We start from the raw sequence: 22093 nt of genomic DNA, 5'->3' as shown, positions 1-22093 counted from the left end.
CACCGAAGTTGAGCGCGTCAGGTCAAAAGATCGAACAAAGTCTGCCGGTTGATCTTGGCAAAAGCCGCCTGCGCGGCGCTGAGCGTCAGGTCCTGGGCGTTCAGCTCAGCGATCGCGGTCTGGAGATCGGTCTCCTCGATCGACTGGCGCTCGTCGGCGATCTCGATCCCGCGCGCCGACAGCGATTCGCCGATGCGTTCGAGCCGCCCGGCCGACAGGCCGAGCGCGGCATTCTGGTCGGCGACATGTCCAATCGCGGCAGTGATGGTGGTCAGCGCGGCGTTCATGCCCGGCTTGTCGCCCGCCGTGATCGCGGTCGCCGCGTCGCGCAGGCTGGTCGACAGCGAATTGCCCCCGACGACGAAAGCGGTCGCCGCCGACGGCACCGGCGCGAAGGCAACGTCCGAATCGAAGCGGACGACGCGGGCGTCGCCGGCGGCAAAGAGCGGCTCGCCATTCGCGTCGCGCGTCGCCGCGAAAGCGTCGATCTCGTCGGCCAGCGCGCCCAGTTCGGCGGCGATCGTCGCGCGGTCGCTCGGACTCGCCGTGTCGCTCGCCGCCGACAGCGTCAGCTCGTTCGCGCGCGCGAGCAGGTCGCTCACCGACTTGAGCACACCATCGGCCTGCGCGGTCTGCGCCGTGGCCGATTTGATGTTCGCCTGCCAGCTCGTCATGCTCGCCTGCGTCGTGCCGATTGTCAGGACGCGGCGCGCGGCGACAGGATCGTCCGACATGCGCTGCATCCTCAGCCCGGTCGAAATCTGGATCTGCGTGCGCTCGAGCGCATCGGCGAGCTTCGACTGACGCGCGATCTCGCGCGTCATGCGATTGCCTACGGCGTTAATCATCTCTCCGGCCTTCCTACAGCGAGCTGAGCAGCGTCTGCATCGTTTCGCGCGCGACCTGGATCGTGCGCGCCGCTGCCGAATAGGCCTGCTGGAAACGCAGCAGCTCGGCGGCTTCATTGTCGAGATTGACCTCGCTCACCGAATCGCGCGCGGCGGCGGCACCATCGGCGCGCGTCGTCGCGGCGGCATCCTGCGCGCGCGCCGAGGCCGTTGCCTGCGCCTGCGTCGCGATATGGCCCGACCAGGCCGCCTCGGGATCGTTCGCGCCGCGCATCGCGCCGAGCGCCAACATATTGCCGTTGCCGCTCGTCGCGTCGGCGGCGGCGACCTGGCTCGCGGTCAGCGGCGTCGCGGTCAGCGTCGCGGCGCTGGTGCCGGTGAAAAGCGGCTGGCCGGCATTACCGTCGGCGTCGATACCCGCCTGATGCGCGGCATTGAGTTCGCCCGCGAACTGCGTCGCCATCGTGTCGAGCCCGGCACGCTGGTCGGCGATATGGTTCGCCGCCTCGGCGAAGCCGGCCAGCGAACCCGTGGCGTTGGGAAAGGCCGATCCGCCGATCGTATAGGCGATGCGGCCATCGGCCGCGGTCGTCATCGCGATCGGCGTCACCACGCCGCCGCCGACGAGCAGGTCGCCGCTGCCGGTCGCGCGCAGCGTCACCGCGCCATGCGCGTCGAAAGTCGCGCTGACCCCCGCCTGCGCCGACAATTGATCGAGCAGGCGGTCGCGCTCGTCCATCAGCGCCGCCTGATTGGTCGATCCGTCGCGCGCCTTGCGCAGTCCGACGTTGATCTGTTCGAGCGCTTCCAGATTGGTGTTGAACTGCGACACCTCGGCCGTGCCCGCGGCCGACACGCCGTCGGACAGGCTCGACAGGCGGTTCGCGGCGGTCTGAAAGCCCGCGGCGACATCGCTCGCGGCCTGCAGGAACTGCGCGCGCAGCGTCGGGTTCGACGGATCGGCGGTGAGCTGGTCCGCGGTCGTGTAGAGCGTGGTCAGCGCGGTCTTGATGCCGTTGCTGTCGTCGCTGAGCGCGCTTTCGACGCGGTTCATCCAGTCGAGCTTAGCCGCCGCGCGTTCGGAATCGCCCGACGAGATGCGCGCATCGTTGATCAGCCACTGGTCGACCGAGCGCACGACGCCCTTGATGTCGACGCCGCCCGGCGTCGTGCTGCCGCGATAGAGCACCATGTTGGTGCCCGACGGCACTTCGGCAAGGTCGAGCCGCCGCCGCGCATAGCCCGGAGTCTGCGCGTTGGCGATATTGTCGCCGACGGTCGACAGCGCCTTCGAATAGGCGCGCAGGCCGGTATAGCCGATGCTAAGAAGATCGCTCACTGGAGGCCCCCTCCGCCTGCGGCCATGGCGCGGCCCTTGAGCTGCGCCTCGACCATGTCGGCGATGCCGAACTGGCGGAGCGCGGCCATCGAGTCCGCGGTCTTGGCGTCGGCCATCTCGCGGAAATTGTCGGTCGCGCTCGACCCGAAGATATCGTCGCCGAGCTTCGCCTGGCGCATCGAGCTCATCAACTGGCGGAGGATCACCGCCTCGAAGGCCTCGGCCGCCTTGCGCAGGCCGCCGTCGCCCCCGCCGCCCGCGGCGGGCGCGGGGGTCGAAGCGTGGGAAGAGGAGATGGGCGTCGTCATATGATCACCAGTTCCGCTGTCAGCGCGCCGGCCTGGCTCAGCGCCTCGAGGATGGCGACGAGGTCGCCGGGAGGAACGCCCATGCGATTGATCGCATCGACGAGCTCGGAAAGCGATGCGGTGGATTTCACCATCATCATCGGACGATAATCCTGGTCGACGCTGATATCGCTCGACTGCTCGACCGCGGTTTCACCGCGGCTGAACGGCGCGGGCTGCACCACCGTCGGCGATTCCTTGATCGAGACGGTCAGCTTGCCCTGCGACACCGCCGCCGTGCCGACGCGGACCGCGCCGTTGATCACGACCGTGCCGGTGCGCGCGTTGACGATGACCCGCGCCGGCGGCTCGGAGCGGACGACATCGAGATTCTCGATCCGCGACATCAGCCGCATCCGTTCGTCGTTGCCGCCGTCTGCGCGGATCGCGATGCTGGCGCCGTCGAGCATCACCGCCGAACCCGGCAGCGCCTGGTTGATCGCATCGGTAACGCGCTTGGCGTTGGTCGCGTCGAACTGGTGGAGGTTGAAGGTCAGCCGGTCGCTGGCGGCAAAACCCGTGTCGACCGCACGCTCGACCGTCGCGCCGCCGGCGATCCGGCCGCTCGACGGCACATTGACCGTCAGTTTCGACCCGTCGGCGGCATCGACGCCGAGGCCGCCGATGACGAGATTGCCCTGCACCATCGCATAAATCTGTCCATCGGCGCCATAGAGCGGGGCGAGCACCAATGTGCCGCCGCGCAGGCTCTTCGACTTGCCGATCGCCGAGACGGTGACGTCGAGGCGCTGACCGGGCTTGGCAAAGGGCGGCAGTTCGGCGGTGATCATCACCGCCGCGGCATTTTTGAGCGCCGGATTGACCCCCGGCGGCAGCGTCAGGCCGAACCGCGACACCGCGCCCTTCATCCCCAGCGTCGAATAGTCGAGGCTGTCGTCGCCCGTTCCCGCCAGGCCGACGACGATGCCGTAGCCGGTGAGCTGGTTCGCGCGCAGTCCCTGGAACTGGCCCATATCCTTGATCCGCTCGGCCTGCGCCGGGGCGGCGAAGACGAGGCTGGTCAGGAACAGAGCGATCAGGGTGATGAGGGTTGGACGCTGGGTCACTTTTCTGTCCTCTTTAGAACGGGCTGATGATCGAGAAGAAGCGTTGCAGCCAGCCCTGCTTGCTGGCGCGCGCGATCTCGCCCTTGCCGACGTAGCGGATGTGGGCGTTGGCGACGCGGGTCGACAGGATGCGATTGTCGGGGCCGATGTCGATCGCGCGAACGATGCCCGAGATCTGGACGCGCTCGTCGCCGCGATTGAGCGTCAGCAATTTCTCGCCCTTCACCAGCATCGTGCCGTTCGGATAGACTTCGGCGATCGTCACGCTGACTTCGCCCGACAGGGCGTTCGACTGCGATGCGTCGCCCTTGCCCTTGAACTGCTGGCCGCCGCCCATCGCGACGTCGCTGGGGTTGAACAGCGACAGCGGGCCGGTCGCGGGCGGGGTCAGGCCGATATTGCCGTCCCGCTGCGTCTGCGCGGCATTGCTTTTGGTCGCGGCGGTGCGTTCGACGAGCTGGATCGTGATGATGTCGCCGACCGCCCCCGCGCGTCCGCCCGAGGTCAGCGGCACATAGCCGCCCTGGAAGATCGCGCCGTTGGTCGGCGGCGCCGGCGGGGGAGCCGGCATCGTCACCGCGAAGGCGTCGGGCGCGACCTTGTCCTTTGCGAAGGCCGGAGCCGGCACGAGGGCAAGCGCGATCAGCGCGAGGTTAAAGGGTCTGCGAGGCATTTTTCATCATCTCGTCGGTGGCCGAGATCATCTTCGAATTGACCTCATAAGCGCGCTGCGTCTCGATCATGTCGACGAGCTCCTCGACGACATTGACGTTCGATCCCTCGAGCATCCCGCCACGCAAAGAGCCGCGCCCTTCCTCGCCGGCGCCGCCGACCTGCGGCGCGCCCGAAGCGGGGGTTTCGACGAGCAAATTGTTGCCGATCGCCTGCAGGCCCGCCGGGTTGGCGAAGCGCGCCAGCTCGATGCGGCCGAGTTCGGTGAGCGTGCCGTCGGGGCTGCTGGCCGACACGGTGCCGTCGGCGCCGATCGAGATGTTGGTCGCATCCTCGGCGATCTGGATCTGCGGCTGCACCGGCTTGCCGTCCGACGTCACGAGGACGCCTTCGGGCGAGCGGCCGAAATTGCCGGCGCGAGTGTAGCCGATGCGCCCGTCGGGCATCTGGACCTGGAAATAGCCGGCACCGTCGATCGCGACGTCGAGGCCGTTGCCGGTCGTCGCGAAGGTGCCCTGCGTATCGATCCGCGCGGTGCCGCTGAGCGCGACGCCGGTGCCGAGGTTGAGCCCGGTCGCATAGCGGTTTTCCGCAGTCGACTGCGCGCCCGGCGGAGTCATCATCTGATAGCTCAGCGTCTCGAAGCTCGCGCGGTCGCGCTTGAAGCCGGTGGTGTTGACGTTGGCGAGGTTGTTCGCGATCACCTGCATCCGGAAGCTCTGGGCATCCAGACCGGTCCGCGCGACGTGAAGGGCTCCGAAGCTCATCTAAATTCTCCTTATCGGGGCAGCTGCATCAGATTGGCCGTCGCGCTGTCCATGTCGCGCGCGTCGGTGATCATCTTCAATTGCGTGTCCCAGCTGCGGCTCGCCTCGATCATCTCGACGAGCGCTGTCGTGGCGGCGACGTTCGATCCCTCGATCGAACGGGTGACGAGGCGCGCCTCGGGATCGTCGGGAAGGATCCCGCCGCCCTTGACGCGGAACAGGCCGTCGATCCCCTTCGCGATCTCCGACCCCGTCGGGGTCGCGAGGCGCAGCCTGTCGACCTCCTGCGGGCTCTGCGGATCGCCGCCGGCGGGAACGATCCATACGCGCCCCTCGGCGTCGATGCTGATCGAATCGGCGGGCGGGATCGTTATCGGGCCCTGGCTGCCCTGTACGGGGCTGCCGTCGCCGGTGGTCAGGAGACCGCTCGACGACAATTGCAGGTCGCCGCGCCGCGTATAGGCCTCGCCGCCGTCCTTCGCCTGAACGACGAGCAGCGCGTCGCCCTGCACCGCGACGTCGAGGTCGCGGCCGGTTTCGACGACGGTGCCCGCCTTCATGTCGGCGCCGAGCACCTCTTCCGAGGCGACCGCGCGCGTATCGAAGCCGCTGCCCTGCAGCCAGAGCGTCTGGGCTTCGGCCATGTCGGCGCGAAAGCCCGGTGTCTGCGCGTTGGCGAGATTGTTCGCGATCGCCGTCTGCCGGGCCATGCTGCCCCGCATCGCGGTGAGGCTGGTGTAGATGAGGCGGTCCATCGATGGGCTCCCGGCAGTCGGCTAGTCGCGCGCCTTAGGTGCGCATGTTGATGATCGTCTGGGTCAGCGTCGACGCGCCCTCAATCGCCTTGGCATTCGCCTGGAAATTGCGCTGAGCGCCGATCAGCATCACCAGTTCCTCGGTGATGTCGACGTTCGAGCGTTCGAGCGTGCCCGAACGGATCGTGCCCATCGGGCCGTTGGTCGCGGCGTCGATCGTCGGGTCGCCGCTTTCGCCGCTCGACTGCCAGTGCGCGTCGCCGATCGGGCGCAGCCCCTCCATCGCGGGGAAGGTCGCCATCGCGATCTTGCCGAGCACCTGATCCTCGCCATTGGCGTAGGTCGCGGTGACGAGGCCGTCGAGATCGACCGACACGTTGATCAGCGACGCCGTCGGATCGCCCGGCGCGCCGTCGGGCAGCACGAAGTCCGACATGCCGCCGAGCGTGCGGTCGGTGACGTTGCCGTTGGCATCGACGGGAAGAAGCTGGAGCTTCTGTCCCGTCGAGTCGACGACCGTGCCGTCGGGCAGCGGCGAAAAGGCGCCGTTGCGGGTATAGGTGACCTGGTTGCGCGGCGGCTCGCCCTTGACGACGAACAGCCCCTCGCCGACGATCGCGAGGTCGAGCGTCTTTTCGCTCGTCTCGTAACTGCCTTGCGTGAACTGCTGCGCGATGCCGATCAGGCGCTGGCCCTGGCCCGCGACGGTCTTCGACGACTGCGTCGGCGACGAGGCGAAGATGTCGCCGAAGCTCGCCTTGCTGCGCTTGAAGCCGATCGAATTGGCGTTGGCGATATTGTTCGAGATGACCGACATGTCGGTCTGGGCGCCCTTGAGGCCCGAAAGAGACGTATAAAACGACATGAGATTATCCTTCCTGGGTGGTGATGGGGGTAGCCGCCGGAGTGGCGGCCTTGATGTCCTGGAGCAGCGCGGTCTGCGCGGTGAGCTGCTCCGAAATCTTCTGAAGCGTGCTGTTGGTCTCGCTAACCCCGGCGAGGCTCGAAAATTGCGCCATCTGCGCAACCATCTGCTGGTTATCGACCGGATTGAACGGATCCTGCTGCGACAGCTGCGCGGTCATCAAACGCAGAAAATCGGTCTGATCGAGTTGCTGCCCCTTGAGCGTTGTCGGCGAATAGGAGGAGTATTGCGAAGCGATGGAATCGACGGCCATGATTATTGTCCCAACCGCAGCGTTTCGTTGATCAGGCCCTTTGCGGTCTCGAGAACCTGAACATTATTCTGATACTGGCGAGCGGTCTCGACCATCTCGACCAGTTCGGCGGCGCTATCGACCGCGGCCTCCCACACATTGCCGTCCTTGTCGGCGAGCGGGTTCGACGGGTCGTGACGTTTGGTCGGCGCCATCTTGCTCGACGTGACCTGGTCGACCTGGACCGTCGCGCGGCCATGGTCGTCCATCACGGTGCGGAAGACGGGCTTCAGCGAGCGGAACGCTTCCTTCTCGCTGCCCGCGACGGTTCCCGCGTTGGCGAGGTTCGACGCGGTGGTGTTGAGCCGCACGAGCTGCGCCGACATGGCGCGGCCGCTGATGTCGAAAACCGAGAAATTGCTCGCCATCGTCATTCTCCCTTGAGCGCGCGCGTCAGCGTGCCGATGCGCCCCTGAAGGAAGGAAAGGCTCGACCGGTAGGCGAGCGCGTTTTCGGCGAAGGCGGTCTGCTCGGTCGCCATTTCGACGGTGTTGCCGTCGAGCGAAGGCTGCACCGGAACGCGGTACGCCATCGCGCCCTTGATCGCGGCGCCGGTCGAGGCCCCCTGCTGCGCAAGGTCGAGCGCCTTGGAAAAATCGAGGTCGCGCGCCTTGTAACCCGGCGTCGCGGCGTTGGCGATGTTCGAGGCGAGCATCATCATGCGCTGACTGCGCAGCTGGAGCGCCGCCGCATGCACGCCAAAGAGCTTCTCGGATGCCATCTACACGTTCCTTCATCTGTCGCCTGGCCGGCGACGGGCCTTCATCTGTCGCCTGGCCGGCGACGGGGCTTTCGCCGGGGTCCGAACCGGATTGCGGCCCGGACGCGCGGAAAAACACCAAGGCATAATGCAATGGTCGTGCCAAAATAATTTTATCGATGTTTTTCAGGTTTATATGGCAGGCGTCCCGAGGGGAGGGCGGACAGGTGTGGCCGTCTCGTCAAAAGATTGACGGCGGCCGCCGATCGCGCACGGCAACCCGCGGCAAAGCGCGACTGGCACGCATCGTGCAGCTTGGTCGGCAAATCCCTGGATCAGCCATGGAGCCGATGATGACCCGCAAGATCATAATTTCCCTCGCCGCCGCTCTCGCCATCGCGCCCGCCGCAAAGGCGCAGCAGGCGACCGAGGATTGGCAGACGATCGACATGCTGACGCAGGCAGTGGCGAATGCGATGGGGCGCACCGCGACCCCGATCGATCGCCGCATCAAGCTCGCGCGCTGCCCCGAACAAGCGTCGGTGGCGGCAATCGACGCCCGGACGCTCGCGGTTCGTTGCGCCTCGCTCGGCTGGCGCCTGCGCGTCGCGATGAGCGGCCCTGCGGGCGCTGCCCCGGTCGCCGCGAGCTATGGCGCGCCCGCATCGGCGCCGGTAATCCGCCGCGGTGACGCGGTGCGCGTCACGCTCGAATCCGCTACCTTCTCGGTCAGCTATTCGGCGATCGCCAACCAGGATGGCCGCATCGGCGAAACGATCGCGCTGCGCGGCGACGGCCCCAAAACCCTGATCAGCGCCATCGTGACCGGCCCCGGCCGCGCCCGGCTGATGGATTGAGAAGCCAAACAGCCCACCAAATCGGTAAGCCCCACTGGCCCGGCCGGCGTCGATTTTCCGACGCCGCCGGGTTTCTTTTTCATTTTTCCGGTAACCAGCCCTTAATGTCTCGCCGCGCCGTCCGTTAAACCCCTTGGACCGCTTCCGCCGATGCGCGGACAGCCAAGGAGGCCATCATGTCGGGTGACAGCAAGATCGGGATCGTCGGCGGCGTCGGCCGCATCGCGCCCGTGCGCAAGCTCGCGGCGAGCCTGGCCTCCGCCGCCACGGCAGGCACCGCTACGCCGCGTGCCGCGCCATCCGGCGCGATGCCCGCCGCCGGCCTGATCCGCCTCGCCGGCGAACTCGCCGCTCAGCCGGTTCCGGTCGACACTGCGCGCGTCGCCGCGCTGCGCGGCGCGATCGCCGAAGGCCGCTATGCCGTCGATCCGGCGAAGATCGCTGGCGCGATGATCGATCGTCTTGGCGGAAGCGCCGACTGATGCAGGCGCGAATGGACGATATCCAGGCCAAGCTCAATCTGCTCATCGGCGCGCTCGACGGGCAGGATGCCGGCGCGATCATCGCGGCGACCGAAGAGCTTGCCACCGCGGTGATCCTGTTCCGCGGCGCCGCCATACCGGCGGGTAGCGAAGGCCATGCGCAGACGCTGATCACCGCGACGCTCGCGCAGCTCGAAGCCGCCGCGATCCGCGTCAACATCCTCAAGGACTGGACGCGTCAGAGGATTGACATGAACCATGCGATCCGCGGCACGCAGCACCGGGGCCTTGCCTTAAACTATTGATAAGCCATATGTTCTGGTGAATTTCCGGAAAATGGCACGATGATTGCTTTTGGTTTCCCGAACAAGCGGAACCAAAGCATGAATTCGATCAACCCCTATGCGACACCGGCGTCCGGCGCCGTCCCCGTTCTGGATGCGGTCCAGAATGCATCGACGCGCACCGGGGTCGACTTCGACTATCTGGTCGATGTCGCGCGGGTCGAAAGCCGCTTCGATCCGACCGCCAAGGCGCCGACCTCCTCGGCGCGCGGCCTCTATCAGTTCACCAAGCAGACCTGGCTCGCGACCTTGCGGCGCCACGGCGCGAGCCACGGGCTCGGCTGGGCCGCGGGTGCGATCGGTCAGGACGCGTCGGGGCGTTTCAGCGTCGCCGATCCCGCGCTTCGCGACCAGATCCTTGGCCTGCGCGACGATCCGGTCGCGTCGTCGAACATGGCCGCGGCGCTGACCTCCGACAATCAGGATTATCTCGAAAGCCGCATCGGCCGCGCCGCCGAGCCGGTCGACCTCTATCTCGCCCATTTCCTCGGCTCGGCGGGCGCAGCGCGCTTTCTGACCGCCTGGGCCGCCAATCCCGATCAGGCGGGCGCGACGATGATGCCCGATGCGGCGGCTTCTAACCGTTCGGTCTTCTATGCCGCCGACGGCAGCATGCGCAGCCTCGGCGACATCCGCGACCGCTTCCGCGCCAAGCTGGACGAAGGCGGCGGCGCGCCGGGCGCGCCGCCCGTCCCCGGCTGGCGCATCCAGATGGCGAGCGCGAGCGGCGCGAATGGCGGCGGCCGGCCGCCGCTGCCGATGATGGACATTCAGCCCATGCCCAAGACCCTGTCGATGGATTTCGCCGCGAGCGCCTATCGCCGCCTCGCCTCCCTGTCGGGAGGCAGCGCATGATCGCGGGCCTGAACGCGCGCGGCGTGGCGCGGATCGTCGGCGGCGCCGCGCTGCCCGCGGCGATGCTGATCCTCGTCGCGCTGATGGTGATCCCGGTTTCGCCGATCATCCTCGACATCAGCTTCGTCGCCAACATCATGATCAGCCTGCTGGTGCTGATGGTCGCCTTGCAGGCGTCGAAGCCGCTCGATTTCTCGGCCTTTCCGACGGTGCTGCTGCTCGCGACGCTGTTCCGCCTCTCGCTCAACGTCGCCTCGACGCGCGTCGTGCTCGTCCACGGCCACGAAGGCACCGCGTCGGCGGGGCATGTGATCGAGGCGTTCGGCCAGGTGCTGATCGGCGGCGACTATGTCGTCGGCCTGTTCGTCTTCTTCGTGCTGATGATCATCAACCTCGTCGTCATCACCAAGGGCGCCGGGCGCGTGTCCGAAGTGTCGGCGCGCTTCACCCTCGACGCCCTGCCGGGCAAGCAGATGGCGATCGACGCCGACCTGAACGCCGGGCTGCTCACCCCCGACGAAGCCAAGGCGCGCCGCCAGGAAGTGGCGACCGAGGCCGATTTCTACGGCTCGATGGACGGCGCCTCGAAATTCGTGAAGGGCGACGCGGTCGCGGGCCTGCTGATCCTGTTCGTCAACATCGTCGGCGGGCTGATCCTCGGCATGTTCAGCCACGGCCTGTCCTTCTCCGACGCCGGCAGCACCTATGTCACGCTGGCGATCGGCGACGCGCTCGTCGCGCAGATTCCGGCGCTGCTGCTGTCGATCGCCGCCGCCGCGATCGTCACCCGCGTCGCCTCGCCGCACGATCTGTCGGGGCAGATCGGCAGCCAGTTCGCCTCGCCGCACGTCTGGATGGCGGTCGGCGGGGTGCTGTTCGTGCTCGGCCTCGTCCCGGCGATGCCGCAGATGCTGATCCTGCCCGCTGCCGCGATCGCCGGCGGTATTGGCTGGCAGCTTCGCAAGAGCGCCGCCGCCGCCGAGGCCGCGCCGCCGCCCGCGGCGCCCGCGCCCGACCCGCACCATATCGAATGGGCCGACGTCAGCGAGACGAGCCCGTGCCAGCTCGAAATCGGCTATGCGCTGGTCGCGCTGGTCGACGAGCGCAAGGGCGCGCCGCTGATGACGCGGATCACCGGCATCCGGCGCCAATTGTCGAAGGAACTGGGCTTCGTCGTGCCGGCGGTGAAGGTCACCGACGATCTGTCGCTGCCCGGCAACGTCTATCGCATCGCGATCGCCGGGGTGATCGTCGGCGAGGACGAGGTTTTCCCTAACGAGATGCTCGCGCTCGATTCGGGCGACCTTGTCACCAAGGTCACCGGGCGGCCGTGCAAGGACCCGACCTTCGGACTCGACGCCCTCTGGATTCCCAAGAGCGCGCAGAACGACGCGATCGCGGCGGGCTATACCGTCGTCGATCCGGCGACCGTCGTCGCGACCCACCTCAACAACAGCATCGTCGCCTCGGCCACCGACCTGTTCGGCATCGACGACGCGCAGGCGCTGATCGATACGCTGAAGACCCTGTATCCGCAGCTCGCCCAGTCGCTGACGCAGGGCTATCCGCTGCCGCGCGTCGCGGCGCTGTGCAAGGCGATGCTGATCGAGCGCGTGCCGCTGCGCGATTTCCGCAAGATCGCCGAGGCGATGGTGTCGCTCGGCAGCCTCCAACTCGGCGACGCCGACCTGGTCGAGGCGGTGCGCCAGCGTATCGGCGCGCTGATCGTCCAGACGATCGTGCCGAGCCGGATGCCGCTGCCCGTTGTCACCTTCAGTCCCGAGATCGAGGTGCTGCTCAACCAGGCGGTGCGCGCCAACCCCGGCGCCGAATGGCCGTTCGAGCATGGCATGGCGATGAAGATCGTCGAGCAGATCGGCGAAGCGGTCGAACCCCTGCTGCTGTCGACGCGCAGCTTCGCGCTCGTCGCCTCGCCGCTCTGCCGGTCGGCGCTGTCGCGGCTCGTGCGCGTGACCTTCCCCGACGTCGCGGTCATTTCCTACCTCGAGATACCGGCGAACAAGGCGACCGAGATCGTCGCGACGATCGGTGCCGAAATCCCCCGTCTCACCAGCGGCGAAGACGCCCAGATGAAGGACGAGCCCCATGAGAATTGAGCCCGCCGAGCAGTTCGCGGCGGCATCCGTCCGCGCGCCCGCCCCGCGCGGCTATGGCGAGAGCGCCGAGGCGCTGGTCGAGGAATATGCGCCGCTGGTCCGCAAGATCGCCTGGCAGGTCCATTCGCGCGTGTCGCGGACGAGCGACCTCGAGGATCTGATCCAGGCCGGGCTGATCGCGCTGATCGAGGCGAGCCGCAGCTATGAGGAGCGCGGGTTCGCCTTCGCGACCTATGCGACGACGCGGATTCGCGGCGCGATGATCGACCAGCAGCGGCGCGAAGCCGACGTCGGGCGATCGGCGATGGTCGCGGCGCGGCAGCTGCAGGCGACCCGCCGCACGCTCGAACAACAGTTGATGCGCGCGCCGAGCGCGGCAGAAATGGCCGCGGCGCTCGACATGCCGGCCGAGGAGTATTTCGCGCTGGAGAAGAATGCGACCCACGGCCGCTCGATCTCGATCGAGGATCTGATGGAGGACGGCAGCTTCCTGTTCGCCGACGACCGGATCGGCGCGGGCGAGGCGTGCGAGCAGGAGGATATGCTGGACGCGTTGCGCCTGTGCGTCGGCCGGCTGGCCGAGCGCGAGCAGATGGTGCTGCAACTCTATTTCTTCGAGGAGCTCAACCTGCAGGAAATCGGCCTGACGCTCGATGTCAGCGCCGCGCGCGTCTGCCAGATCAAGCGCGATGCGATGGCAAAGATCGACCGGATGATGCGCGAGATGACCGAGTAAGCGGGCTCGGGTCGCCGCGAATCCCTTCTTGGCACATCGGCCGCCCGACTTCGCGCTTGGCCTCGCCCCCGGACATCTTTACGCGGCGGTAACCAATTCGGGGGATTTTTGATGAAAAGCCGTATCTTGCCCGTTCTCGCCGCAGTCGCATTCGCCGCATTGCCCGGCATTGCACAGGCAGACATCATCACGCTGGACAGCAGCGACCTCAACAAGAGCTTCACCGTCGATTATAACGGGTTTACGGGCGACGGCAGCATTGCCGGCCTGGCGGCGCAGATCGTCTTCACGCTGACCGGCACGACGGCCAACAGCTATACGCTCGGCTACAAGGTGACGAACACGTCGGATGACCCGATCACCAATTCGCGCATCTCGGGCTTCGGCTTCGACACCGACCCGAACATCAAGAGCGCGTCGAGCACCGGCGCCTATACGGTGACCGCCCTCAATTCGAACGTGCCCAACATCGGCAAGGTCGACGTCTGCTTCAAGGACGGCGGCGGCTCCAAGAGCTGCGCCGGCGGCGGTGGCGGCGGGGTCGGCTTCGGCGAAACGGGGTCGGGCGAACTGACCCTGTCCTTCGCCTCACCGCTCTCCTCGCTGACGCTCAGCGACTTCTTCACCCGCTACCAATCGATCAGCGGCGCCGGCGGGACCTCTTCGGCGGTCGGCAGCGGCACGATCAGCACCTCGTCTTCGGGCGGCAGTTCGTCGGGCGGCACGCCGGTTCCCGAGCCCGGCATGTTCGGCCTCTTCGCTCTCGGCGTCGGCGCGCTGATGCTGCGCCGCCGCCGCACCGCGCCCGCGCCGAAGCTCGCGATCGCCTGACCGGCCCCACCGCTCCCGTCAGCGCGGGAGCGGTCCGGGAATCAACGGTTCGCCGCCTTCCAATGGGCGGTCACCGCGGCGTTGCCGGGGGCCAGCCGGTGCGCTTCGGCCAGATAGCGCCGCGCCGCCGTACGGTCCTTGCCCGACGACCAGAGCACCCAGCCCAGGCTGTCGAGCACCGAGGCATTGGCGGGGGCCTGCTTCAATGCGTCCTTGAGCAGCGTGATCGCCTGATCGACCTGCCCGTCCTGAAAATGCGCCCAGCCCAGATTGTTGAGGATCAGCGCGTTGGGCCGCACGCCCTCGCGCTCGATCAGTTGCTGATAGGCGGCGATCGCCCCTTTCCAGTCCTTGGCCGCGAGTGCCCGGTCGGCCTGCACGAACAGGTTGGCGGTCCGCGCCGGCGACGGTTTCGCAGCCTCTGCGGCATAGCCGGCCGCCGCCTTGGCCTGCCCCGCCGCCTTCGCATATTTCGTGAGCGCGGCGAGGACCGAACGCGACGGATCGGGACGGTCGGCGAGCGGCTTCAGTGTCGCCATCGCGCGTTCAGGGTCCCCCGCCGCCGCGAAGGCGGCGGCCAGACTCATCGCCGCCTCTTCGTCGCGGACGCCGCTGCCGAGGTAGCGCGAAAGCTCGGTAATCGCGATATCGTGATTACCCAGCGCCATCGCGACCTGTCCGGCCAAAAGCTGGATCGCGGGCCGGTCGCCGGCCAGTTGCCGCGCGGCCAGCAATTGTTCCTGCGCCGCCCGCGGATCGCCGCTTAGCAAGGCCAGTCGCGCCGAAGCGATCGCCGCTGCCGGGGATTGCGGCGCCATCCGGCGCAGCCGATCGACGACCGCAGCCAGGCGACCCTTGTCCTTCGCCGCCGCCAGCAGTTCGGCTTGTGCCGCAAGCGGCCCACTGTTCAGCGGATTCCGTTTTTCGGCCGCTCGATAATGCGCCAGCGCGCCGCTCACATTGGCGCGCCGCTGTTCGAGCGCGCCCGCCGCCATCTCGACTTCGAAGCCGTCGCTGCTGCCTTTGCGCGCGGTCGCAATCAGCCGCTCGGCCTCGTTCAGATCGCCGCGCAGGATGGCAAGGCGCGCGGCCACGATTTGCAGCCCGACGTCGTCAGGATGGTCCGCCATGCCGGCGGCGACCTCCTTGCCCGCCGCCGCCATATCGCCGCCATCGACCGCACAGAGCGCTCGCACCCGCCGCAGCGTCGCCGACATCGGCGCTTTTCCCGACGCGGCGGCCAGCAACTGTCGGCATCGGCCGCGCAGCATGTCGGCCTCGACCCGCATATCATCCAGTTCGGCCGCTCCGGTCTTGCCGTCGATCCGCGCAAGAGTGGCGGCCGCTCCCTCGCCATCGCCGCTGGCGATCTGAATGCGCGCGAGCAACAGCCGCGCCCGGCTGTTGGCGGGCTCGACCTTCAGCAGATTCGCCAATTCGATGCGGGCATCCGCCCATTGTCCCCGCGCATGGAGGCGCTGCGCCTCGGCCAGACTCGCGTCGCGCTCCGGCTGGCAGGCGGCAAGAAATGCCAACGCGGGCACGATCAGCAATAATGGAGAGCGCATGAAGTCGATCTTCCCTGGACGATGTGCCAGGAAGCCTAATGGCCAAAGATCACCCGCGCGTTAAGCCGGTTCGTGTGGCCCTGGCCCGTTCAACGGCATTTGAGTTCGCCGCGATCGATCGCCCGGCCGAGCAGGCCGCCGCCCGCAGCGCCGATGATCGTCCCGACCGTCCGGTCGCGTCCGCCGTCCAGTTCGCGGCCGAGCAGCGCCCCGGCGGCGGCGCCGATAATCAGGCCCGTCGTGCCATTGTCGCGGCGGCAATGATACCGTCCGTCATTCCCGCGCCAGACGCGATCGCCGCGCGCCAGACGGCGTGGCTCATAATAACGGCCGGAATGGTCGTAAAGGCCGCGGTCCTTGGCGCGCTTGCCGTGGGCGGGAGCCCATGGCGGCGGGTCGGCCCAGGCAGTAGTCGACGGCATGGCAACGGCGGCCAGAATGACGGCGGCGAGAAATTGTTTCATGGCGAACTCCCTTCTGCGCGCAGGGATTATATCGGCCCGCCATAACGCGTCATGAACGATCGGCGCCACCATCGCCAAGGCAGGCACCGGGCGCCTCTCCATGCAGGGCACAACCCGGCGGAGCGCGCTCAAGCCGCGCGGCTGTATCCGCTGCGCACCGCCGCGTTCATCTTGTCGAAATAGCTTGCCATCTTCTCGGCCCCCGCTTCGGTGAGCCGAACGATCGTGCGGCGCCGGTCGCGCTCGTCGATCGTTCGCCTGGCGAGCCCCGCGCCTTCGATCGCCGCGATCATGCGCAACCCCGACGACAGCGGCACCCCGGCGCCGGTCGCCAGATCGCTGGCGCTCAGCGTGCGGCCGTTGGCGTTCGCCAGCATCAGGTCGAGCATCATGTCCCAGACGGCGCCAGACATCTGCGCGGTGCCGAAATGGCTCTTGCGCATCCGTCGAAGCTGGATGCTGAGCGACAGCTGATCGATCAGCCGCGGCTGCGCTTCATCGGGGCCGATCGCCGCATCGGGTCTCGGCTGGTCGTCGCTGGCGCTTTTCGCCAGCATGTCGTGAATCTGGTCGATGCGCGACCGTATCTCGGCAATGTCATGATCTGCGAATTGTTGCATGGAGCCCCCCGGCTGCCTTTCATTGTCAGGCCGCGGCTTCCCTTCTCCGATTGGTCGAACCCGATGCGTAGAGGATCAAGAAAAGGATCGGGTAGGAAATATACATTGAAAGCAGCGCATAGGGACGCGCCAATATCTCCGAAAACATCAGTTTCTGAACATGCCCGAAAATCGCGATCAACTGCCATCCGGTAATCCAGTAAGGCCAGAAACGATTTGTTTTCAGGGCAATAAACCAAAAACTCGCCAAGGCGACGACGTCGATCGCGAAGATATTATATTCAATATGCGACCAATTCGGTTGGGGTGCCAGGACCGTGGTGCAGACCGAGGCGAGCAGCGCGGTATAGGCCGCCCAGCGTTCCAGGGGGCCGCCGCGCCACATCGCGACGGCCACCGTGAGCAACAATACCGCATAATAGCTCGCCACGGTCCACATCCGGATCGTCCCGTCCGCGGGTTCAGGAAACGCGCGCGAGCGGAAGCGGCACGACGTCGGCGCCGCCATCCTCGGCCAGCGACGCGCTCGCGGGCGGCTTGACGCCGGCTCCGAACATGCGGGTGCCGAGACCGACCTGCTTCTGTGTCGCGGTCAGCGCGATATGGGCGTCGGTGAGCAGTTGACGGACCTCGCCGGCGGCGGCCAGCGCGTGCGCCACCTTCGCCACCGCTTCCTGGCCGACGATCGCCGACATGTTGGTGTCGCGGCGCGCGACGGGAAGCGCCGCGGCGAGGTGCGCGATGCGGATCATGGTCTCGTCGATGGCATCTTCGGCATGGTGCAGTTCGCTGGCGATCATCTTCGCCGCAGAAAGTCGTTCGTTCAGCATGTTTTCCGGTCCTTGAAAGCGAATGCCGACGGTTTCCCCCCCGCAGCACTCAGGTCAAAACACGACCGAGACCGACAAGGATCGAATAGAGAGCGGAAAAAGCCAATATGGTCGCAAAGGCGATCAGGATCGGCCAGATGATCCTTTCCATCAATCCGTGCCGGTTGGCCGGCTGGGACGCGGTCGGAAATGGCGAACCGATGTCGAAAAACCGCCGGATCGGACCTTGCCCCGGTCCGGCTTCATCAGCGGAAGCGGCCTCGCCTAGGTCGATCAATTGATATGTCAAAGACTGATAGGGAGTAACCTGGTCGAATACACCGTGACGAGCGAGCACTGTTGCGGCTTCTATTCTGTTAGAAACATTAAGTTTTTTTAACACTCTGCGGACGCGTTCGTCGACCGTGTGTGGGGACACATCCATAATACGAGCAATTTCCTTGGAATTTTTATGCTCGAAAACGTGCCGCAACGTTTCGATTTGCGCGGCCGAAAGGAGACTGATGTAATTGTCTGGGTCACCCTGCACGCGTGAGGGCATAGAGCATCACGAGTCGAAATCAAGTTACGTGCCTAAGCAATTCGCATTCATGTTACCCGATTCTTTCGCGACATGGCCCCCCGTCACCCCAACGGCAGCGAGCCGGTGGACAACATTGTCCGGCACGCGATAGGCTGACGGCAATGACGATCGACAGCGACCCCCCGGCGCCGCAGGACGCCGCAACCACGGACCGGCCGGTCCGGCGCCTTGGCCTCGCCATTCCCGGCGACGCCGAACTGATCCGCGCCCTGCCGGTCGAAGCGCCGGTGTCGGTCGAGGTGTGCGGCATCGGCTATGCTGTGATGATGGCGACTCCCGCCGATCTTGAGGATTATGCGCTCGGCTTTGCGCTGGCCGAGGGGCTGGTCGACACGCCTGCGCAGTTGAACCGGGTCGACGCGCACTCGATCGAAGGGGGATGGGCGCTGCGGCTGTGGCTGGCGCCCGAGCGCGCCGGGCTGGCGCTCGAGCGTGCGCGGCGACGGGTCGGCGAAAGCAGCTGCGGCCTTTGCGGGATCGAGAATATCGAGGAGGTGCTGCGCCCGCTGCCCCCCGTCACCGCGCGACTGGAGGTCGGCCGCGCGGCCATCGTCGCCGCGCTCGCCGCGCTTCCGGCGCACCAGCCGCTCGGCCGCACGACCGGCGCCGTCCACGCCGCCGCCTTCTGCGCCCCGACCGGCGATATCCTGTGCGTGCGCGAGGATGTCGGGCGCCACAATGCGCTCGACAAGCTGATCGGAGCGCTGGCGTGGACCGGGACCGATCCCGCCACCGGCTTCATCCTGTTGTCGGCGCGCTGCAGCTACGAACTGGTCGAAAAGACGGTACGCGCGGGCTGCCCGCTGCTCGTCACCATTTCGGCGCCGACCAGCCTCGCCGCCGACCGAGCCGCCGCCGCCGGCCTGACGCTGGTATCGCTGGCGCGCGCGGATTCGGCGCTGCTCGTCAGCGGCACCCTCGATTAGGATCCGCCGATCGCGTTCACGGTGAACGCCAATATCCCCATGTTGAAGACGAATGCCGCCATGCAATGGCCGAGCACGACGCGCCGCATATGCGCGCCCGATATGGTGACGTCCGACGTCTGGAAGGTCATGCCGAGCGTGAAGCTGAAATAGAGGAAGTCCCAATATCCGGGTTCCTTCACCCCCGGCACCTCCAGCCCGCCGCGATCCTTCCCGCGCGCCTGCAGATAATAGAGATGCGCATAATGGAGCGTGAAGACCATATTGGCGAACAGCCAGGCGAGCAGAAGAGTCGCGACGATCAGCGCGATGTCGCCCGCGCCGAGCGCGTCGGGGCTGGCAATGAGTGATCCCACCGCGAACAGAACGACCAGCGACAGCAGAACCGACAGGGCGAGCAGCACGGCGCGGTTGGCGTCGTTGCGCGCGGCGGTGCGTCGCATCGCGGCGGGATCGGCGGCGAACAGCGGAGCGATCGCGCCGAGAAAGACGAAGGCCGCGATGTCGAATCCGGCCAGCAGCGCCGTGCGCGGGTGGACGCCGCAGCTAGCCGCGAGCCCGGCGACGAACGCGAAGATCGCGGCGAACAACAGAAACCGCGCTGGCGCGACATGCTCGCCAGGAGCAAAGCGCCGCGCTCCCATCGATGTCAGGCGGCCACCGGCGCGGCGACGATCCGCACCGGGATCGACTTGGCCGCGGGGCAGCCGCTGACCCGGTCGAACAGTTCGAGCGGCAGCAGCGGGTTGAGTTCGGGATAATAGCCCGCGACCGCGCCGCGCGGCATCGGATAGTCGATCAGCGTCAAATCCTCGACACGCCGCGCGAACCCGTCGGCGGCGATCGTTTCGAGCGCGATCTTCGCGCCCGGATCGAGCCCGCGCGCCGCGCGGTCCTCGGCATTGACGAACAGGATCATCCGATCGTTGTAGACGCCGCGATAGCGGTCGTTGTAGCTGTAGATGGTGGTGTTGAACTGGTCGTGCGAGCGCACCGTCGCGAGCCGCAGCATGTCGGGGTCGTCGATGGGCGCATTGGCCGCGAGCCCCGGCAGGATCAGGAAATTCGCCTTGCCATTGGGAGTCAGCCACACCCGCCGCCGCGGCGCGACATCGAGGTGGAACCCCGTCGGCGCCGCGATGCGCTCGGCAAAGCCTTCGTAGAGCGCGGGATAGACTTCGGCGATCTTGTCGCGGATCGCGCCATAATCGTCGATGTAGCACGCCCAGCCGGTCCGGCTTTCGGGCAGCGCCGCCATCGCCATGCGGCAGACGATCTCGACCTCGGGCTTGCAGTCGGCGCTGGCGGGATCGAGGACGCCGCGCGAGGCGGTGACGTTCGACATCGAATCCTCGATCGTCACGAACTGCTCGCCCGCCGCGGTCTCGATCCGCTCCGACCGGGCGATCACCGGCAGGATCAGCGCCTCACGCCCATGCACCAGATGCCCGCGGTTGAGCTTGGTCGCGATGCCGACGGTCAGGTCGAGCTTGCGCATCGCGTCATAGGCGCGGGCCGTATCGGGAATCGCGCGCACGAAATTGCCGCCGAGCCCGATGAAGACGCGCGCGGAGCCCCGCTCCATCGCCTCGACCGATTCGACGGTGTGATGGCCGTGTTCGCGCGGCGGATCGAAGCCGAAGACATCGCGGACGCGGTCGAGATAGGCCTGGGTCGGCTTTTCATCGATGCCGACGGTGCGGTCGCCCTGCACGTTCGAATGGCCGCGGATCGGCGAGATTCCGGCGCCCGGCCGGCCGAAATTGCCCTTGAGCAACAGGATGTTCGCGATCTGCTGGACGAGGCTCGACCCGAGCTGATGCTGGGTGATCCCCATGCCGTAGCAGATGATCGTCGCCTTCGAGCGGATGTAAATGTCGGCGCAGCGACGGATCTGCTCCTCCGAAATACCCGACGCCTCGACCATCGCCGCCCAGTCCTGCGCCCATATATCCGCCTCGAGCGCCGCGAAGCCCTCGGTATGTTCGGCGATGAAAGCGCGGTCGAAGATCGCCTCGCCCGCCGCCTCGCGTTCGAACATCGCGCGCATCATGCCTTTGAGGAAAGCGAGGTCGCCGCCGATGCGGATATGCACGAACTCGCTGGCGATCGGGGTCGAACCGAAGGTCGCCATCTGCACGACGTCCTGCGGCTCAGTGAAGCGGATCAGCGCGCGTTCGGGCATCGGGTTGACCGCGACGATCGGCACCCCGCGCTTTCGCGCTTCGACAAGGCTGGTCATCATCCGCGGCGCGTTGGTGCCGGGGTTCTGCCCGATGACGAAGATCGCCTCGGCATGGTCGAAATCGTCCAGCACCACCGTGCCCTTGCCGACCCCGATAGCGGGCGGCAGGCCGCGACTCGTCGGTTCGTGGCACATGTTCGAGCAGTCGGGGAAATTGTTGGTCCCATATTCGCGCACGAAGATCGAATAGAGGAATGCCGCTTCGTTCGGCGTGCGGCCCGAGGTGTAGAATTCGGCGTGGTGCGGGCTGTCGAGGCCGCGAAGATGGCGGCCGATCGTCGCGAACGCCTCGTCCCAGCTCACCGGCACATAATGGTCGCTCGCCGCGTCGTAGCGCATCGGTTCGGTGAGCCGACCCTGCATTTCGAGCCAGTAATCCGACTGGTCCATCAGTTCGGTCACGCTGTGCGCCGCGAAGAAGTCGCGCGTGACGCGGAATTTCGTCGCCTCGTGCGCGAGCGCCTTCGCGCCATTCTCGCAAAATTCGAGCTTCTTGGTGCAGACCGCGTCGGGAAAGGCGCAGCTCGGACATTTGAAGCCGCCGGGCTGGTTCATCGACAGCAGCGCGCGCGACCCCTTGGTGACGACGCTCTGTTCGAGCAGCACCTTCGCCGTCGCCGCCGCCGCGCCCCAGCCGCCAGCGGGGCTGTTATAGGTCTTGTAGCGGGGTTTATCCTCGGCCATCGCGCGTTCCGGCAATCGTTTCGACGTGCAAGTAAAGCATAGCCGCGCCGATTTATCCATCGGCCGTCGACCGACGAAAAGCGGCCAGCCCCCAGGGGCGAGGGCTGGCCGGGTGCAGGCGGGCGCGGGCTAGCGGGTGCCGGGTGAAACCCGCGCCCTCCTGCGGTCAGGGTCGTCCGGGAACGCAATCAAACCCGGACGCCCCCTTGCTAGGCGCCGCTGCCCGTCCGCGGCATGAC

27 protein-coding genes are annotated in these 22093 nt (G+C 67.0%); 8 read left to right on the top strand and 19 right to left on the bottom strand.

The annotated features are described in order from the left end of the window. Positions 1-17: 17 nt before the first annotated feature. The 11 genes from VHO04_RS04800 to flgB are packed head-to-tail and all read right to left on the bottom strand — an operon-like array spanning position 18 to position 7733. The gene (locus VHO04_RS04800) at positions 18-848 is read right to left on the bottom strand and encodes a flagellin (protein WP_329627238.1); all 831 of its coding nucleotides are present in this window, start codon (positions 846-848) and stop codon (positions 18-20) included. Between the two features lie 13 nt (positions 849-861). Then, on the bottom strand, positions 862-2187 hold the full coding sequence (gene flgK / locus VHO04_RS04795; protein WP_329627237.1) for a flagellar hook-associated protein FlgK: 1326 nt from the start codon (positions 2185-2187) through the stop codon (positions 862-864). Beyond that, positions 2184-2495 (bottom strand): rod-binding protein, encoded by a 312-nt coding sequence (locus VHO04_RS04790; RefSeq protein ID WP_329627236.1) that lies wholly within the window; start codon positions 2493-2495, stop codon positions 2184-2186. Before VHO04_RS04790 ends, flgK begins: the two co-directional genes overlap by 4 nt. Beyond that, positions 2492-3601, bottom strand: a complete 1110-nt coding sequence (locus tag VHO04_RS04785) for a flagellar basal body P-ring protein FlgI (protein WP_374046501.1) — start codon at positions 3599-3601, stop codon at positions 2492-2494. The genes VHO04_RS04790 and VHO04_RS04785 overlap by 4 nt, the downstream gene beginning before the upstream one ends. 13 nt (positions 3602-3614) lie before the next feature. Further along, positions 3615-4274, bottom strand: a complete 660-nt coding sequence (locus VHO04_RS04780) for a flagellar basal body L-ring protein FlgH (RefSeq protein WP_329627235.1) — start codon at positions 4272-4274, stop codon at positions 3615-3617. Continuing rightward, entirely contained in the window at positions 4255-5040 is a 786-nt protein-coding gene (gene flgG, locus VHO04_RS04775; protein ID WP_257545813.1) for a flagellar basal-body rod protein FlgG, read from the bottom strand. Before flgG ends, VHO04_RS04780 begins: the two co-directional genes overlap by 20 nt. A gap of 11 nt (positions 5041-5051) precedes the next feature. Beyond that, positions 5052-5795 (bottom strand): flagellar basal body rod protein FlgF, encoded by a 744-nt coding sequence (locus VHO04_RS04770; protein ID WP_329627234.1) that lies wholly within the window; start codon positions 5793-5795, stop codon positions 5052-5054. A gap of 34 nt (positions 5796-5829) precedes the next feature. Further along, complete coding sequence (locus tag VHO04_RS04765; protein WP_297664243.1) at positions 5830-6660, bottom strand: flagellar hook-basal body complex protein; 831 nt, start codon at positions 6658-6660, stop codon at positions 5830-5832. Positions 6661-6664: 4 nt separating this feature from the next. Further along, positions 6665-6973 (bottom strand): flagellar hook assembly protein FlgD, encoded by a 309-nt coding sequence (locus VHO04_RS04760; RefSeq protein WP_257545819.1) that lies wholly within the window; start codon positions 6971-6973, stop codon positions 6665-6667. Positions 6974-6975: 2 nt separating this feature from the next. Beyond that, complete coding sequence (flgC, locus tag VHO04_RS04755) at positions 6976-7386, bottom strand: flagellar basal body rod protein FlgC (protein ID WP_257545822.1); 411 nt, start codon at positions 7384-7386, stop codon at positions 6976-6978. After that, positions 7383-7733 (bottom strand): flagellar basal body rod protein FlgB, encoded by a 351-nt coding sequence (gene flgB / locus VHO04_RS04750; protein ID WP_329627233.1) that lies wholly within the window; start codon positions 7731-7733, stop codon positions 7383-7385. The genes flgC and flgB overlap by 4 nt, the downstream gene beginning before the upstream one ends. 332 nt (positions 7734-8065) lie before the next feature. Here flgB and VHO04_RS04745 point away from each other — a divergent pair, with 332 nt between their 5' ends. The 7 genes from VHO04_RS04745 to VHO04_RS04715 all read left to right on the top strand — a co-directional run bounded on the left by VHO04_RS04745 (position 8066) and on the right by VHO04_RS04715 (position 13934). Then, entirely contained in the window at positions 8066-8569 is a 504-nt protein-coding gene (locus VHO04_RS04745; protein WP_329627232.1) for a flagella basal body P-ring formation protein FlgA, read from the top strand. Between the two features lie 176 nt (positions 8570-8745). Further along, on the top strand, positions 8746-9051 hold the full coding sequence (gene flgM / locus VHO04_RS04740) for a flagellar biosynthesis anti-sigma factor FlgM (RefSeq protein ID WP_329627231.1): 306 nt from the start codon (positions 8746-8748) through the stop codon (positions 9049-9051). 11 nt (positions 9052-9062) lie between these two features. Further along, complete coding sequence (locus VHO04_RS04735) at positions 9063-9356, top strand: hypothetical protein (RefSeq protein ID WP_329627230.1); 294 nt, start codon at positions 9063-9065, stop codon at positions 9354-9356. A 78-nt stretch (positions 9357-9434) separates the two neighbouring features. Beyond that, positions 9435-10250 carry a transglycosylase SLT domain-containing protein gene (locus VHO04_RS04730; protein ID WP_329627229.1) on the top strand — a complete coding sequence of 272 codons (816 nt, stop codon included), beginning with the start codon at positions 9435-9437 and terminating at the stop codon, positions 10248-10250. After that, positions 10247-12367 carry a flagellar biosynthesis protein FlhA gene (flhA, locus tag VHO04_RS04725; protein ID WP_329627228.1) on the top strand — a complete coding sequence of 707 codons (2121 nt, stop codon included), beginning with the start codon at positions 10247-10249 and terminating at the stop codon, positions 12365-12367. Before VHO04_RS04730 ends, flhA begins: the two co-directional genes overlap by 4 nt. Beyond that, on the top strand, positions 12357-13103 hold the full coding sequence (locus tag VHO04_RS04720; RefSeq protein ID WP_329627227.1) for a FliA/WhiG family RNA polymerase sigma factor: 747 nt from the start codon (positions 12357-12359) through the stop codon (positions 13101-13103). Before flhA ends, VHO04_RS04720 begins: the two co-directional genes overlap by 11 nt. A 111-nt stretch (positions 13104-13214) precedes the next feature. After that, positions 13215-13934, top strand: a complete 720-nt coding sequence (locus VHO04_RS04715; RefSeq protein ID WP_329627226.1) for a cistern family PEP-CTERM protein — start codon at positions 13215-13217, stop codon at positions 13932-13934. A 41-nt stretch (positions 13935-13975) separates the two neighbouring features. Here the strand turns inward: VHO04_RS04715 and VHO04_RS04710 are convergent, their stop codons facing one another. The 6 genes from VHO04_RS04710 to VHO04_RS04685 all read right to left on the bottom strand — a co-directional run bounded on the left by VHO04_RS04710 (position 13976) and on the right by VHO04_RS04685 (position 17945). Next, entirely contained in the window at positions 13976-15469 is a 1494-nt protein-coding gene (locus tag VHO04_RS04710; protein WP_329627225.1) for a tetratricopeptide repeat protein, read from the bottom strand. Positions 15470-15591: 122 nt separating this feature from the next. Further along, positions 15592-15966 carry a glycine zipper 2TM domain-containing protein gene (locus VHO04_RS04705; protein WP_297664223.1) on the bottom strand — a complete coding sequence of 125 codons (375 nt, stop codon included), beginning with the start codon at positions 15964-15966 and terminating at the stop codon, positions 15592-15594. A 128-nt stretch (positions 15967-16094) separates the two neighbouring features. Next, a complete protein-coding gene (locus VHO04_RS04700; protein WP_329627224.1) occupies positions 16095-16586 on the bottom strand; it encodes a MarR family winged helix-turn-helix transcriptional regulator in 492 nt (163 codons plus the stop codon). Between the two features lie 25 nt (positions 16587-16611). Beyond that, complete coding sequence (locus VHO04_RS04695; RefSeq protein WP_329627223.1) at positions 16612-17025, bottom strand: hypothetical protein; 414 nt, start codon at positions 17023-17025, stop codon at positions 16612-16614. A gap of 22 nt (positions 17026-17047) precedes the next feature. Further along, positions 17048-17416, bottom strand: a complete 369-nt coding sequence (locus VHO04_RS04690) for a hypothetical protein (RefSeq protein WP_329627222.1) — start codon at positions 17414-17416, stop codon at positions 17048-17050. A gap of 49 nt (positions 17417-17465) precedes the next feature. Then, positions 17466-17945 carry a helix-turn-helix transcriptional regulator gene (locus VHO04_RS04685; RefSeq protein ID WP_329627221.1) on the bottom strand — a complete coding sequence of 160 codons (480 nt, stop codon included), beginning with the start codon at positions 17943-17945 and terminating at the stop codon, positions 17466-17468. Between the two features lie 155 nt (positions 17946-18100). Between VHO04_RS04685 and fdhD the strand changes: the two genes are divergently transcribed. After that, entirely contained in the window at positions 18101-18925 is an 825-nt protein-coding gene (gene fdhD / locus VHO04_RS04680; protein ID WP_329627220.1) for a formate dehydrogenase accessory sulfurtransferase FdhD, read from the top strand. Here fdhD and VHO04_RS04675 read toward each other — a convergent pair. Both VHO04_RS04675 and VHO04_RS04670 read right to left on the bottom strand, forming a co-directional pair. Next, positions 18922-19569: a DUF1345 domain-containing protein gene (locus VHO04_RS04675; protein WP_414713080.1), complete on the bottom strand. Its 648-nt coding sequence runs from the start codon at positions 19567-19569 to the stop codon at positions 18922-18924. The two genes, fdhD and VHO04_RS04675, sit on opposite strands and share 4 nt — an antisense overlap. A 5-nt stretch (positions 19570-19574) precedes the next feature. Beyond that, positions 19575-21854 carry an FdhF/YdeP family oxidoreductase gene (locus VHO04_RS04670; protein ID WP_329627218.1) on the bottom strand — a complete coding sequence of 760 codons (2280 nt, stop codon included), beginning with the start codon at positions 21852-21854 and terminating at the stop codon, positions 19575-19577. Between the last annotated feature and the right edge of the window lie 239 nt (positions 21855-22093).

Origin of the sequence: Sphingopyxis sp. (assembly GCF_036261875.1) — a bacterium.
In the GTDB taxonomy this organism is placed as follows: Bacteria; Pseudomonadota; Alphaproteobacteria; order Sphingomonadales; family Sphingomonadaceae; genus Sphingopyxis.
This window is presented reverse-complemented; position numbering and strand designations above follow the sequence as displayed.

Coding starts and splice junctions, on each gene's coding strand:
- VHO04_RS04700 (WP_329627224.1), bottom strand. CDS start 16,586: ATGCAACAATTCGCAGATCATGACATTGCCGAGATACGGTCGCGCATC.
- VHO04_RS04790 (WP_329627236.1), bottom strand. CDS start 2,495: ATGACGACGCCCATCTCCTCTTCCCACGCTTCGACCCCCGCGCCCGCC.
- VHO04_RS04690 (WP_329627222.1), bottom strand. CDS start 17,416: ATGCTGAACGAACGACTTTCTGCGGCGAAGATGATCGCCAGCGAACTG.
- flgG (WP_257545813.1), bottom strand. CDS start 5,040: ATGAGCTTCGGAGCCCTTCACGTCGCGCGGACCGGTCTGGATGCCCAG.
- VHO04_RS04720 (WP_329627227.1), top strand. CDS start 12,357: ATGAGAATTGAGCCCGCCGAGCAGTTCGCGGCGGCATCCGTCCGCGCG.
- VHO04_RS04695 (WP_329627223.1), bottom strand. CDS start 17,025: ATGTGGACCGTGGCGAGCTATTATGCGGTATTGTTGCTCACGGTGGCC.
- flgC (WP_257545822.1), bottom strand. CDS start 7,386: ATGACGATGGCGAGCAATTTCTCGGTTTTCGACATCAGCGGCCGCGCC.
- VHO04_RS04670 (WP_329627218.1), bottom strand. CDS start 21,854: ATGGCCGAGGATAAACCCCGCTACAAGACCTATAACAGCCCCGCTGGC.
- VHO04_RS04780 (WP_329627235.1), bottom strand. CDS start 4,274: ATGCCTCGCAGACCCTTTAACCTCGCGCTGATCGCGCTTGCCCTCGTG.
- VHO04_RS04705 (WP_297664223.1), bottom strand. CDS start 15,966: ATGAAACAATTTCTCGCCGCCGTCATTCTGGCCGCCGTTGCCATGCCG.
- VHO04_RS04770 (WP_329627234.1), bottom strand. CDS start 5,795: ATGGACCGCCTCATCTACACCAGCCTCACCGCGATGCGGGGCAGCATG.
- VHO04_RS04800 (WP_329627238.1), bottom strand. CDS start 848: ATGATTAACGCCGTAGGCAATCGCATGACGCGCGAGATCGCGCGTCAG.
- VHO04_RS04735 (WP_329627230.1), top strand. CDS start 9,063: ATGGACGATATCCAGGCCAAGCTCAATCTGCTCATCGGCGCGCTCGAC.
- VHO04_RS04730 (WP_329627229.1), top strand. CDS start 9,435: ATGAATTCGATCAACCCCTATGCGACACCGGCGTCCGGCGCCGTCCCC.
- flgM (WP_329627231.1), top strand. CDS start 8,746: ATGTCGGGTGACAGCAAGATCGGGATCGTCGGCGGCGTCGGCCGCATC.
- VHO04_RS04760 (WP_257545819.1), bottom strand. CDS start 6,973: ATGGCCGTCGATTCCATCGCTTCGCAATACTCCTCCTATTCGCCGACA.
- VHO04_RS04745 (WP_329627232.1), top strand. CDS start 8,066: ATGACCCGCAAGATCATAATTTCCCTCGCCGCCGCTCTCGCCATCGCG.
- flgB (WP_329627233.1), bottom strand. CDS start 7,733: ATGGCATCCGAGAAGCTCTTTGGCGTGCATGCGGCGGCGCTCCAGCTG.
- fdhD (WP_329627220.1), top strand. CDS start 18,101: ATGACGATCGACAGCGACCCCCCGGCGCCGCAGGACGCCGCAACCACG.
- VHO04_RS04715 (WP_329627226.1), top strand. CDS start 13,215: ATGAAAAGCCGTATCTTGCCCGTTCTCGCCGCAGTCGCATTCGCCGCA.
- flhA (WP_329627228.1), top strand. CDS start 10,247: ATGATCGCGGGCCTGAACGCGCGCGGCGTGGCGCGGATCGTCGGCGGC.
- VHO04_RS04675 (WP_414713080.1), bottom strand. CDS start 19,569: ATGGGAGCGCGGCGCTTTGCTCCTGGCGAGCATGTCGCGCCAGCGCGG.
- VHO04_RS04765 (WP_297664243.1), bottom strand. CDS start 6,660: ATGTCGTTTTATACGTCTCTTTCGGGCCTCAAGGGCGCCCAGACCGAC.